This window comes from Epilithonimonas sp. KH_059 (genome assembly GCF_057838485.1).
On record NZ_CM174468.1, the window covers coordinates 2218754 to 2232063 of the forward strand.

12 protein-coding genes are annotated in these 13310 nt (G+C 41.2%); 3 read left to right on the forward strand and 9 right to left on the reverse strand.

Annotated features, from left to right (window positions below):
- Positions 1 to 9: 9 nt before the first annotated feature.
- The 9 genes from hppD to AC3IRX_RS10510 all read right to left on the reverse strand — a co-directional run bounded on the left by hppD (position 10) and on the right by AC3IRX_RS10510 (position 9028).
- Positions 10 to 1140, reverse strand: a complete 1131-nt coding sequence (gene hppD / locus AC3IRX_RS10470) for a 4-hydroxyphenylpyruvate dioxygenase (protein ID WP_489210253.1) — start codon at positions 1138 to 1140, stop codon at positions 10 to 12.
- A gap of 242 nt (positions 1141 to 1382) precedes the next feature.
- Positions 1383 to 2660, reverse strand: coding sequence for an acetyl-CoA hydrolase/transferase family protein (locus AC3IRX_RS10475; protein WP_489210255.1), 1278 nt, complete (start codon positions 2658 to 2660; stop codon positions 1383 to 1385).
- Between the two features lie 122 nt (positions 2661 to 2782).
- Positions 2783 to 3970: a homogentisate 1,2-dioxygenase gene (locus AC3IRX_RS10480; protein ID WP_489210257.1), complete on the reverse strand. Its 1188-nt coding sequence runs from the start codon at positions 3968 to 3970 to the stop codon at positions 2783 to 2785.
- 293 nt (positions 3971 to 4263) lie between these two features.
- A complete protein-coding gene (locus tag AC3IRX_RS10485; protein WP_489210259.1) occupies positions 4264 to 4812 on the reverse strand; it encodes a hypothetical protein in 549 nt (182 codons plus the stop codon).
- Positions 4813 to 4826: 14 nt separating this feature from the next.
- Positions 4827 to 5261, reverse strand: a complete 435-nt coding sequence (locus tag AC3IRX_RS10490) for a hypothetical protein (protein WP_489210261.1) — start codon at positions 5259 to 5261, stop codon at positions 4827 to 4829.
- Between the two features lie 12 nt (positions 5262 to 5273).
- Entirely contained in the window at positions 5274 to 6077 is an 804-nt protein-coding gene (locus AC3IRX_RS10495) for a lysophospholipid acyltransferase family protein (RefSeq protein WP_489210263.1), read from the reverse strand.
- Positions 6078 to 6105: 28 nt separating this feature from the next.
- Positions 6106 to 6735, reverse strand: coding sequence for an NUDIX hydrolase (locus AC3IRX_RS10500; protein ID WP_489210265.1), 630 nt, complete (start codon positions 6733 to 6735; stop codon positions 6106 to 6108).
- Positions 6736 to 6852: 117 nt separating this feature from the next.
- Positions 6853 to 8409 carry an Rne/Rng family ribonuclease gene (locus AC3IRX_RS10505; protein WP_489210267.1) on the reverse strand — a complete coding sequence of 519 codons (1557 nt, stop codon included), beginning with the start codon at positions 8407 to 8409 and terminating at the stop codon, positions 6853 to 6855.
- Between the two features lie 244 nt (positions 8410 to 8653).
- Positions 8654 to 9028 (reverse strand): HU family DNA-binding protein, encoded by a 375-nt coding sequence (locus tag AC3IRX_RS10510; RefSeq protein WP_459084368.1) that lies wholly within the window; start codon positions 9026 to 9028, stop codon positions 8654 to 8656.
- A gap of 249 nt (positions 9029 to 9277) precedes the next feature.
- Between AC3IRX_RS10510 and mutY the strand changes: the two genes are divergently transcribed.
- The 3 genes from mutY (at position 9278) to AC3IRX_RS10525 (ending at position 13264) form a co-directional block, all read left to right on the forward strand.
- Positions 9278 to 10336 carry an A/G-specific adenine glycosylase gene (gene mutY / locus AC3IRX_RS10515; protein WP_489210269.1) on the forward strand — a complete coding sequence of 353 codons (1059 nt, stop codon included), beginning with the start codon at positions 9278 to 9280 and terminating at the stop codon, positions 10334 to 10336.
- A 156-nt stretch (positions 10337 to 10492) separates the two neighbouring features.
- Entirely contained in the window at positions 10493 to 11422 is a 930-nt protein-coding gene (locus AC3IRX_RS10520; protein WP_459084365.1) for a PfkB family carbohydrate kinase, read from the forward strand.
- Positions 11423 to 11434: 12 nt separating this feature from the next.
- Positions 11435 to 13264 carry a hypothetical protein gene (locus AC3IRX_RS10525; RefSeq protein WP_489210270.1) on the forward strand — a complete coding sequence of 610 codons (1830 nt, stop codon included), beginning with the start codon at positions 11435 to 11437 and terminating at the stop codon, positions 13262 to 13264.
- Positions 13265 to 13310: the final 46 nt, after the last annotated feature.

Sequence of the window (13310 nt, forward strand, 5' to 3'; positions counted from 1 at the left end):
AACCTAATTTTAAAGATTTCCTCGTAATTCCTGTTCGCGTTCTAAAGCTTCAAAAAGGGCTTTGAAATTTCCTGCACCAAAGCTTTGTGCTCCGTGGCGTTCGATGATTTCAAAAAAGAGCGTCGGTCTATCTTCAACTGGTTTTGTGAAGATTTGAAGGAGATACCCTTCTTCATCGTGGTCAATTAGAATCCCAAGATCTTGGAGTTTTCTTAAATCTTCATCAATTTCACCTACTCGGGTGGGTACCATTTCATAATAGGCTTCTGGTGGAGGAGATAGGAATTCTACGCCTCGAGCTTTAAGATCGGTGACCGTTTGAATGATATCTTTTGTAGCCACAGCGATGTGTTGTACACCTTCGTCCTCATAATAGTCAAGGTATTCCTCTACTTGTGATTTCTTTTTGCCTTCTGCAGGCTCATTAATTGGGAATTTTGCAAACCCGTTTCCGTTGCTCATCACTTTTGACATTAATGCGGAATATTCCGTATTAATCTGTTTGTCGTCAAAACTAAGTATGTTGACAAACCCCATTACTTCCTCATACCATTTTACTACGGGAAGCATACGATTCCATCCCACATTGCCTACACAATGGTCTACATACAGTAGCCCTACTTCGCTAGGATTGTAGGTAGATTCCCATTTGCGGTAACCTGGCATAAAGAGTCCAGAATAGTTTTTTCTCTCTACAAACATATGCACGGTTTCTCCGTACGTATAGACGCCTGACCGAACCACTTCGCCGTGTTCATCTTGAATGGTGGTTGGTTCTAAGTAAGGTTTAGCCCCTCTTTTGGTAGTTTCCTCAAACGCACTCGTGGCATCGTCAACCCAAAGGGCTAGAATTTTGACTCCGTCTCCATGCTTTTTTACATGTTCATTAATTGGAGAGTCTGATTTTAATCCTGTGGTTAAAACCAGTCTTATTTTGCCCTGTTGTAGGACGTAGCTTGCGCGGTCTCTTACGCCTGTTTCCGGTCCAGCATAGGCGACACTTTGGAATCCAAATGCCGTTTTGTAAAAGTGCGCCGCTTGTTTTGCATTGCCCACATAGAATTCAATGTAATCGGTCCCATTGATGGGAAGGAAGTTTTCTGCTTTTGCAATTTTTTCTGCAAAGGTTAAATTTGACATATAAGGGTAGTTCTTTGAAGTTTGATTGCCCTAATTTAAACAAATAATCTGAAACTTTAAAGGGTTGATTTCTTGTCTTTTGTGAATCGTTTGCTTGCTTTTTTTATAGGTCCGTTGGATAAAATAGAACTGCGCTATAGTGAGTTTCAGAAAGAAATGGGGGCGCAAGGATTTCCTTGGAGGGGTTTTAAAACAAGAGTATAAGAAAAGGCAGTTGATAAAAAACTGCCTTTTGAAAAGGATTAATTTTGTTTGAATCGCTCAAAGACGGCCCGCTCTAGCATGTCGCGATCGTCCGGATGGGCAATGCTGATTAGCAGTTGTGCTCTTTGTCGAAGATTTTTTCCATAGAGATTGACAGCGCCGTATTCCGTGACCACCCAGTGCATATGCCCTCTAGTGGTAACGACTCCCGCACCTAATTTAAGGTGAGGCACAATGCGAGGAATTCCTTTTTTCGTTCTTGAAGAAATGGCAATGATTGGTTTTCCTCCTTCACTAAGAGCCGCTCCTCTCATGAAGTCCATTTGACCACCAATTCCACTAAACTGAAAAGTTCCGATCGAGTCGGCGCAGACCTGTCCAGTCAAATCGACTTCGATCGCTGAATTGATCGCGGTCATTTTGTGGTTTTTCATGATGTTGATAGGGTAGTTCACGTGCTTCACATCTAAAAAGGTGATGGAAGGATTGTCGTCCACAAAATCATAGAGTCGGCGCGTCCCAAAGCAAAAGCTGGTAATGGTTTGGTTGTTGTGAGTACCTTTGTATTTGTTATTGACTACGTCATTTTTAATAAGATCAATGACCCCGTCGCTTAGCATCTCCGTATGTATACCTAAATCTTTATGGTTGCCAAGGCTTTTTAGTACCGCATCTGGAATGGTCCCAATCCCCATCTGTAAGGTGGAGCGGTCGTCAATTAATTCGGCTACATTCTTTCCAATAAGAAGTTCTTCAGCTCCTACTTTGGCTCCGTAATCCACCGTGAGTAATTCTTCTTCACTCCATACCGCTTTGCTAATTTTTGAGACGTGGACGTTGCCATCGCCATGGGTACGTGGCATTTTTGGATTCACAACCGCAACCATGATTTTAGCGGTGTCTACAGCACTCCGTGCTACATCTACTGAGGTTCCTAAGGTGCAATATCCATGTTGGTCTGGGGGAGAAACCGTGATGAGTGCGACATCAATCGGTAAGTATCCGTCTCTAAATAAAATAGGAATTTCACTTAAGAATACGGGAACGTAATCGCCATGCTCGGAATTGACCGCCTGACGAACAGGAGTAGAGGTGAATAAAGAGTTAATATAAAAGCTTTCCTTGTATTGTTCTTTTGCCACTTCCATGTTCCCTTGTTGTGTAATGGAAACAAACTCGACTTTGCGAAGTTCGGGGGCTCTTTTCGCAAGAGCATCGAGAAGAATGTTAGGTGTACAGGCACTTCCGTGAGAAAAGACCCGGTCTCCACTTTTAATGACAGAAACCGCTTCTTGAGGACTTACATAGTTAAGCATGGTAGTAAATTTTGTTTAGTTGCTAAATTTATGAGCTACTTCAAAGATACGGGTTTTAAGGCGCAAAGGAAAGATGATATTTGTCAAACGAGGCTCAAGTTTCTTCAAAGAAATTACGCTCATTATTCCATAAGGCGGTCCTTAATATTGTTTTCAGGAGAGTCAAGCCAGGAAGTCATGTATGAAGGGTCCTCCACTTTTAAGGCTTCTTCCGTGAGTTTTAGTGGGCGGAAAGGGTCAACCATCACTGCGAATTCGTCGGTGAATTTCTTGCCGATGCTGCGTTCCATGGCTCCAGGATGAGGTCCGTGGACAATCCCACCAGGATGCAGGGTGAAATCCATTAGGTCAATATGGTTTCGACTCATAAAATCGCCCTCTGTATAGAAGAGCACTTCGTCACTATCAATGTTGGAATGGTTGTAAGGGGCAGGAATGGACTGGGGGTGATAATCGTACATTCTAGCCACAAAGGAGCATACTACAAAATTATGTGCTTGGAAATTCTGATGAACGGGCGGGGGTTGGTGGATTCTACCTGTAATTGGCTCGAAATTCTTGATGTTAAACTTGTAAGGGTAGAAAAACCCATCCCAGCCTACCACATCAAAAGGATGAGTTGCATAGGTGAAATCCCAAATTTGATCTTGCTTCTTAACTTTAATTAAAAAATCGCCAATCTGATCTACTGGGGCCTTTAGCTTTGGAGTCGTAATGTCTCGCTCACAGAAGGGTGAATGCTCTAAGAGTTGACCAAATTCATTCCGATAACGCGAGGGAGTGGTAATTGGCGAATTGCTTTCTAAAATGAAAAATACATTGGTGTCCGTGTCAAAATCAAGTTGATAGATGGTTCCCCTAGGTAAGATTAAATAATCTCCGAATTCAAAGTTTAAATCCCCTAGGAATGTTTTTAACGTACCCGATCCTTCGTGCACATAAAGAAGTTCATCGCAATGGGCATTTTTGTAAAAATAGTCCATGGAATGGCGCGGTTTGGCAAGTCCCATTTTAAGATCATCGTTCACCATTAGAAATTTACGACTTTCAAGAAAGTCATCTTCTGGGGTTACGTTCATTCCTTTAAACATTCGCGGGGTTACGTTCCTGGCTACTGCTATTTTGGGAGCTACATCTTTTGGCTCTCCAATCTTTTTGATTTGAGTGGGTCGGTGCAAATGGTAAAGCAGAGATGAAATGCCATGAAAGCCTTCTGTGCCGAAAAGTTGTTCGTAATAGAACGAGTCCGATTCGGATTTAAAAACCGTATGTCTTTTTGGGGGGATTTTCCCTTCTTGAATGTAATGCATGATACAAGGTTTGATTCTTGTAAATTTAATTAAAATTTTGCATTCCTTGAATTCGGCTTGTATTTGGAGAGGAATGAGCCTTCTAAGAACCAGAAAGTGAGTTCGCAGGTGGGTAGTGCTAAAAGGAGGCACGCTAGAAAGGTCTTTTAATTTCGCACTTTCGTTTCCTAAGTCGCTCAAATTTTCAGGGTGCTTATTTAAAAAAGGACCTAAAAATCGGCCTGTCTCCATAGGAAACAGGCCGGTGATTTATTTTTAGTTTAAGGAAAGCTTAAGACCTCATGGATCCGTCCTTAGGATTGCATTTCAAAGGCCATTAGCGCTTCATAGAATTCCTCCTCCATGATTCCTAGATGCTGCAAAAGGTGCTGCAGTCCCTCCAAATGTTCAATAAGGATTTCATCCTCTAGCGTCAAGGGAATCGACCCAATGGAGGTTTTTAAATAATGGGACTCAAGAATCGAAACCTTGTAGGGAATCTTTCGAAAAAAACTTGGGGCTGTTTTCAACTCATTATCAAGCTCTAAGGCCTTGGCCGGATACACTAGTATACCGCCGTTTACAATGCGTTGGAGTAGAGTTTGATACTGCTTGTATAAGGGCGAAGTGGTCACTAGCACTATATTGGGCTCGAACTCAGCTGCTTTTTCTAAGTTTTTATGTTCTACTAAAACGAAATCACTTCCGGGGCTTTCGACGAGCGATTCCCCTTCCAACTGATAATGAATCGATTTTTGATTGAATTCAAGAACGTGAATAATGAATTTTGCGATCGATTGGTGATTTGTAACGATCGAGACTCTTGTTTTATTGCTAAAGTCATGCAATGCAGAATTTGACATACGGGGACTACCTTTTATTGTCTTAGTTTTTTGGCCTGGATGAACGATTCAAATGCTTGAATTATTGAATTCCATCTCGCTTGATGCTCTGGAATAATAAAGCTTCCATCGTCTTTGAAGAGCTTTTCGTTAGGCGTTTTTACCTTGATTGTCGTGGTGATGTTGTCGTAAACTTTCTTGTAGTCTTCGCGAATTTCTTTGAGTTTACTGGTCTCAATTGCTTTTAGAATGAGAGCTTTCTCATCATTGGAAATGCTGGTTTTCTTATTGTATTTTTGGTTTTGTCCTTCAAAATAAAAGCGAGCCGTGTTTCCTTCAATAAGAAGGTTTTCATAGATCGGTGCATATCCGCCACTGCGACTATAACTTAATTCGTAGTGCTCAAATACCGACTGGTTTGTACAGCTGTAAAGGCATCCAATCAGTAAAATTAATAGGAGTTTCTTCATGGGTTTGGGTGTTTAAAGACTTGTATTTTGAACTTCGCTTTTGCTACAGCGTTCTTTTTCGTAATCGTGAAGTACATTGAAATCATGGGTCTGTTCGATGGCTGCCATAATTTTGTCTAAGATTTGTTGGGCCGTATCGTTGTCGTAGTCAATGTCAAGCGGCTTTTTGATTTCTAGCGTAGGTTTCACTCCCGTCACTTTGATTTTCAATCCTTTTTTATCGAAAGCTCTTCGGAACCCGTTGATTTTGATGGGAACCACTATAGGTTTTTGTTGTTTTACGAGTTTTGCCGTTCCTTTTCTTCCTTGGGCGAACGCAGCAGTGGTTCCTTGAGGAAAGGTGATGACCCAGCCATTGTCAAGGGCCTTCATGATATTATCCACTTCACTCATGTCTACCATTCGGTTTACGTTTTCTCCTTTTGCACGCCATGTTCTTTTTACTGTGACGGCGCCCGCGAGTTTGAAAATCCGAGAAAGAATCCCTTTGTTCATGGTTTCTTCTGCTGCAACGTAATAAAAATCCACTTTGGGATTGAGTAGATACACTGGATTTTTGATTGTGTCTAGATAGCCATTGTTGACCGAGCAAAACACATGGTACATGGCGGCCACGTCCGCAAAATAGGTTTGGTGATTGGATACAAAGAGTACGTTTGAATCCGGAAGATCTTTGAAATGCTCAGATCCCGTTATTTTCAATTTATTAAACCCATTAAAACGACGATATGAAACCATTCCTAAAATAAAAATGATCAGTCGTTTCAGAAAATAGGGAGTACCGAATGCATCGGTAAAAATATTTTTTTTAGCCATTGATTTCCTGGTAAAATAGACTGCGAATTTACAAATTTTTCAGCAAGTGACTAAATTCACTTAGGATCATTGAGGTCGCTCCCCAGATGATATAGCCGTTGAAATTAATGACCGGTACCTTCTGTCCTCTCGAGTCAGGAAGAACCATTAGTTCGGGCGTATCCTTTAGGGTCAAGAACGAAGAGACTGGGAATTCGATGAGCTCCATCGCTTCGCTTTTTTGAAGAACAAAAGTAGGGTTCTTTCCCGTATACGATATGTAGGGATATACATAGAAATTGCTTGGAGGAATGTAAATGGGAGAAATTTCTCGCACAATGCGAATGTAATGAATGTCAATTCCCATTTCTTCACAGGTTTCCCTCTTCGCTGTATGTGCGAAATCCAAATCAGAAGGCTCTCTGCTTCCACCAGGAAGGGAAATTTGTCCACTGTGTCGATCGTTTTCATTGTGGGTACGCACCATTAAGGGAAAATGCCACTCTCCGTCTTTAAGGTAAAGAAGTATGTTGACCGCAGCGTACCTCGGATCTCGACTGACGATTTGTTCGTGAGTGAAAAGGGGACGGTAAGGAGGGGAGTAGCGCGAGTGCGCCGATTCTCCGTGTAAATCTGCCTTTTTAATTCGTTCTAGAAAATCTCTACCAAAAACTTGCATTTCACAAATTTAGTCAAAATCTTCGTGCAGAAGTTTTAAGGAAAGGTTAAAATTAGTAAGTCACTGAAAAAGGTCCCTACAAGTAGAGACCTTTTCTTTGCGCTCATGCGCTTATTTTTAGTTCGAGTAACTTGCGATTTCCTCTTTGTTTGCATTGTACAAACGGTATTCTAAATACTTAAAACTATCCCTAGGGATAATGGTGACCCATTTTTTATATTTTAAGTACCATTTGGTTTGAATGCTCATGATTCCTTTTGTGAGGTAAGCCTCAACGAAAGGGTGAACGTGAAGGTAAAGTTTTCCTTTTTCCTTCTGCATTTTATTTCTTATAAGCTCTTCCATTCTTTCGACCACGACAATCGGTGCTAAGATCTCACCGTCCGTGTTCGGGTTTTGCTCCGCCGTTTTAATTTGCTTCTCAGGTCTCACCCTTTGTCGAGTGATTTGAATCAGACCAAATTTACTTGGAGGTAAGATTTTATGTCTTGCTTTGTCTCTACGCATTTCCTCACGAAGATGTTCGTAGAGTTGTTTGCGATGATCGGCACTGCTCATGTCAATGAAGTCTACGACAATAATTCCGCCCATGTCTCTTAGCCTAAGCTGTCGAGCTACTTCGGTGGCGGCCATTTTGTTCACGCTAAGTGCGTGGTCCTTATTGGTCGTGCTTGAGGCGATATTCGGACCTGAATTCACGTCCACCACATGAAGGGCTTCGGTGTGTTCAATGACCAGATAAGCGCCTTTTGAGCTTGGAATATTCACGTGTTTACCGAAACTCTGCTTGAGTTGTTTCTCCACATTGTAATATTCTAAGAGCGGGATATGAGAATCGTAATGCTGGACAATGTTCTTTCTTTCCGGGGCAATAACCTCTAGGTAGTGGGTGATTTCCTGGACCATGTTTTCATCGTCGGAAATGATTCCGGTGAAATCTTGGTTGAAATTGTCTCGCAAAATAGCAGACGCTCTATCTTCTTCACTTAAAATCTTAGAAGGGACTTTTTGCTTTTGAATGTTTTTGAAAGTCGATTCCCATTTGTGAATCAGCTGGTTCATATCGTTATGAAGCTCAGCGACTTTTTTACCCTCTGCCACGGTGCGAATAATCACACCGAAGCCTTCGGGTTTAATGCTTTCAATTAAAGTACGAAGTCGTTCACGGTCTTCCGCACTTTTGATCTTTTTAGAAATCGAAACTTTGTTGTCAAAAGGAATCAATACTAAAAATCGACCCGTTAGGGAGATTTGAGTAGAGATTCGAGGTCCTTTCGTAGAGATGGGTTCTTTCGTGATTTGAATCAGAACCACATCGTCTTTGGACAGCACCTTGTCTATGGTGCCGTATTTGTTAATTTCTTTTTGAACCGGAAAATTTTTGAGGCTAGAAGTTTGATGACGTTTTGCAAACGTATCTTTCAGAAACTTCTGATAACTTAAATAATCGGGTCCTAAATCTTGGTAATGCAAGAATGCGTCTTTCTCGTATCCGATATTGACGAAGGCTGCATTAAGGTTCGGTGCAAGTTTTCTAACTCGAGCTAAAAATAAATCGCCGACACTAAACTCTCTGTTGTCCTCTTCTTCGTGGATTTCAAAAAGCCTACCGTCTTCGAGCATCGCAATTTTCGTGCGCTCATTTTCATGAGAAATGATAAGTTCTTTTTTCATTGCTCTAATTTATTGTTAGACTTGGGTTGATGGGGCTACAAACTGTGTTTAAACAAAAATATAGTTAATGAATAAAGCTTCATCAACTATATTATTATATTGTTCTAGAAAAACTATTTCTTTTTCTTGTGTCTGTTAGCTCTTCTTCTTTTTTTTCTTTTGTGCGTCGCTACCTTATGTCTTTTTCTTTTCTTTCCGCTTGGCATTGTCGTAATGTGTTAAGGTTAATATTTTAGTTAAATTTTTATTTTACTGCTACTTTCGTTTTCACTTTTTCCACGAAGCTTTTTGACGGCTTGAAAGCGGGGATGTTGTGCGCTGGAATTTCAATGGCCGTATTTTTAGAAATGTTTCTTCCTGTCTTCGCTGCTCTTGTTTTAATGATGAAAGATCCAAAACCTCTTAAGTATACATTGTCACCATTGTACATTGAGGTTCTTATCTCCTGCATAAATGCTTCTATTACTTTTTGGGTTTCGTTCTTTTCTGTACCCAATTTGGTGGAGATCGTATTTACCAATTCTGCCTTTGTCATTTCCTTAATTGTTTTTAATTTTGGTGTGCAAATATAAGAAGATTTTTTGAATTGAAACAAACAAAAGCCTGATTTTCTTAACATTGATTAAAGTCTGACTCTGAGTCGGTAACGGTTTTTCAATCGAGGAAAATTTCCACTCTATTTTGCATCGAAATTTTCGGAATCTGCAATTCTGGATTGTGAATTTTTGATTGCGAGTTGCCTTTTTTTGAATCTCTATTAAATAGCGGTCTTCTGCGAGTCTCTTTTTCGCTTTTCTTTTTCAAGGAATAAATAAATTTTTAAAGTCCTTATTTACTATCCTAAATAAGTTTAATATCTTGCGCGCCAATGAAAACAGACCTTGAAATGGGACAGCAGCTTTTGCTGTGGTACCATCAGCATTCTCGAGCGCTACCCTGGCGTGAAACGAAAGATCCTTATTCAATTTGGATCTCGGAAATCATTATGCAGCAAACAAGGGTATCTCAAGGCACCCAGTACTATGAGCGCTTCATCGAGCGCTTTCCTACAGTGCAAGAACTAAGTGAGGCAAACCTAGATGAAGTACTCCTTTATTGGAAAGGACTTGGGTATTATAGCCGTGCCATTAATTTGCACAAGGCAAGTATTCAGATTCAAAAAGATTTGGAGGGGATTTTTCCAAAGAACTATGACTCCCTTCTTCACTTGAGAGGTATCGGGAAATATACGGCTGCTGCCATAGCCAGTATTTGTTTTCAAGAGCCAAAAGTGGCGATTGATGGGAATCAGTACCGGGTTTGGTCTCGTTATTTCGCTGATCGATTTGATGTGACGAGTTCGGGAGCTTTCGAGCACTTTGCCCAGCTTGCGCAAAGACTCATGCCTACGGAGGATCCAGGCGGATTTAATCAGGCGGTCATGGATTTAGGCTCGAGTATATGCAAGCCTCAAAACCCAAACTGCATAGAGTGTCCTTTGAATTCGACCTGTCTTGCCTACGCAGTAGGATCGCAGCAGAAGTTTCCTGTGAAATCCCGAAAGGTAAAAGTGGGAGTGGAATCGCTCCGTTATTATTTTGTGTACCATGAGGATGTTTTTTTAGTTCGGCAAAGGGACGAAAGTTCCATTTGGAAACGCCTCTACGAATTCCCACAGGAGCTTCCAGAATCTCTAAGCTCCCAGGGGATAGATAGCCTTGAAATTCGTCATCAGCTCTCCCATAGAACGATGAGCATACGAATCCATACAGTTAAGTTGAATTCTCAAGACGATTTTAAACTGTATTCAAGAGATTCTGGAGTTTTCCCTATGGCCTTTCAAGACTCCAATCTCAAATCTTTTCCTCGTCCGTTAGATCAATTCATCAAAGAATGGGCAAAGAATAATCAGATTGGAGAGGGCAATTTAGAGAAGACAAAGCGATAGAAAAGTACGAAGTGTTTTTATTAAGCGAAAAACCGTATTTTTGCCTCGCGCGAATAAAAAATGAAATGAGGCACAAGTCCTTATTTCCTAAGTCGCAAAGGGCAGGCACGAGGGTTTCTTGAGCACCCTTTTAAATGATAAATTAAACGGAAATAAATGAAACTTTTGGTTGTAGGTTCCGTCGCTTTTGATGCGATCGAGACCCCTTTTGGAAAAACAGATAAAATATTAGGAGGTGCTGCTACCTTTATTGGTCTTGCCGCTTCGGTTCTTAGAACCGATGTAAGTTTAGTGAGCGTGGTAGGAGGAGATTTTCCTCAAGAATATTTAGATCTTTTAGAATCTAGAAACATAAAGACCGAGGGAATTGAAATCATCAAGGAAGGAAAAACATTCTTTTGGAGTGGCAAATACCACAACGATTTGAATACCAGGGATACGCTTGTAACGGAAGTGAACGTCATGGAGAATTTTGATCCAAAAGTGCCGCAGGATGCGCAAAATGCAGAAATTCTAATGCTAGGAAATCTTCATCCCTCCATTCAACTATCGGTACTGGATAAAATGCAAACGCGTCCACAGCTCGTGATTTTAGATACGATGAATTTCTGGATGGACACTGCATTAGAGACTCTTTTAGAAATGATTAAAAGAACCGATGTGATCACCATTAATGACGAAGAAGCGCGTCAACTTTCCGGAGAGTATTCTTTGGTAAAAGCAGCGCAAAAGATTCATGAAATGGGACCTACCTATGTGATTATAAAGAAAGGAGAACACGGTGCTCTTCTTTTCCATGAGGGGAAAATCTTTGCCATTCCCGCTCTTCCGCTAGAAGACGTTTTCGACCCGACAGGGGCAGGAGATACTTTTGCAGGAGGCTTTGCTGCACATTTAGCAAAAACTTCAGATTTGTCCTTTGAGAACATGAAATCCGCACTCATTGTAGGGTCTGCCATGGCTTCCTACACGGTGGAGGAGTTCGGAACGGAAAGACTTCAAAAAGTAAGTGTGGAAGACTTGCGTACCCGGGTCAACGCATTCAAACAATTAACGACATTTGAAGTAGATTTGTACTTCGATTAATCTTAAGATTATATGAAAAAAATAGTATATCTATCCCTTACGCTCCTTTCAGGACTCGGTTTTGCGCAAGTCATGACTGTAGGTTCAGACAGTATTTCGCTTCAGGATTTTAAAAAAGATAATGCACAGACTTTGAAGTCTGTCGGCATCACTCAAACCCTAACAAGTACGCAAGATTTCTTGCTCTTTCAGCAACTGGCAGAAGAGAAAAAGGCAGACACGACGATGCATTTTCGCCAGCGAATGGCGCAGAAAATTCAGGAGTTGCATGATCAGTATTTTTTCGACCCTGCACAAGTAGAGCGCATGACTCAGTCTTACGTTCAGGCCAACAAACTAGAGAGGCTCGTGCATGTGTTCACTTTGGAGAAAGAAGAAGGGGATGCCACCGATTACGCCAAGGTTTACCAGGATGTGGTGAGCGGTAGAATGACAATGGATCAGGCGATTTCAACCTACATCAAAAAGGACATTAAACCGATTTACATTAAGCCAGGTCTAATTGGAGAGGACCTTTATAAAGAGTTAATGGCGGCCAAAGCTGGGGGGTATACGAAGTTACATGATCAGGGACGCAGTGTAACCTTTGCAAAGCTAGTCAGCACAAGACCTAGTTTGGGGTATATGATCTTTGGAACGCTTAGGTATGCCGACGATGCAAATGCACCGAAACAAAAAGCAGCAATCTATAAGGCGCTTACCTCAGGAAAGGCCTTTAACGAGGTGACCAAAGAATTTGGAACGACTCAAAATGAAATTAATGCAGGAGGTGCCGTGATGGGCTCTCCGAGTTTACCTGACCACGTATATGCAGCTCTAAAAGGCATGAAGGCGGGAGAGTACACAAAAGAGCCCGTGCTTTTTAATGGGAATTACTACGTTTTTCATATCTATGATTTGGTTCCTTACGAAGTGACGGACAAAACCAAAGAGCTTTTTCGTGCAGATATGCTAAATAGCAATTACCTGCAGGCTTTGGAGGATCAGGTGATTAATCAAAGGCAAACGAGTCCGGATTTTAGTCTAACCAATGACTTTAAAACCGTAGAGAAATCGTATGCAAGTTTTAAGAATTTTTCCAATCCGAATGCAATCCTGTGGAGATACAAGAACCATTCGATGGACTACAAAACACTCAAGGCGGAAGTGGAGCAGCTTTATCAAAACTTGGATACGGTGACGCCATCCCAGTGGAAAGCGCTATTAGACCTACGAATCAAAAGCGATTTGTACAGTGTGTATTCCCAAGAGTTTTTCGCAAAACCGCAGGTGAAAACGGCTCTTGAAACAGAACGTAGAATGCTTTTTTCTGAGTATATTTACTCCGATCTTCTTAAAAGCGAAGTGGATGCTTCTGATGCAAATCTCAGACGTTTTTACAACGCAAATAAAAATGAATTTCAATGGGAGGAAATGGCCCAGGGTAGAGTGGCGATTTTGAGCGACGAGAGTTTAACGAAGTCTGTAATAAAAGCCATAGAAGATCCTGCCAAGTGGGGAGACCTTAAAAAGAAATACGAGGGGAAGTTGAATAAAGAAAATAAAATTCTAGTTTCCTTCCAAGAAGGTGAGATGTATAGCGACGCTGAAATCTTCACCCAATATAAGGTACCCTTTAAAAAAGGGGTCTTTTCGACCAAAATGAGTGCGCGTGACGTAGTCATTGCGATTGATAAAATTACCCCTCGAACTTTAATGACCTTTGAAGAGGCCAAAGAGGATGTGATTTCGAGAGTTACTGAAGAAAGACTCAAGGGAATTTTGCAGGAACAGAGAGCGAAAACCCGAATCGTGGTGCCCGCTGCATTTATGCAGGACCTAGAGAAAAATTTTAAGAAATAATTATAAGTTTATTTTGAGCGGAATCCGCGAAGAATCCTAATTTTGC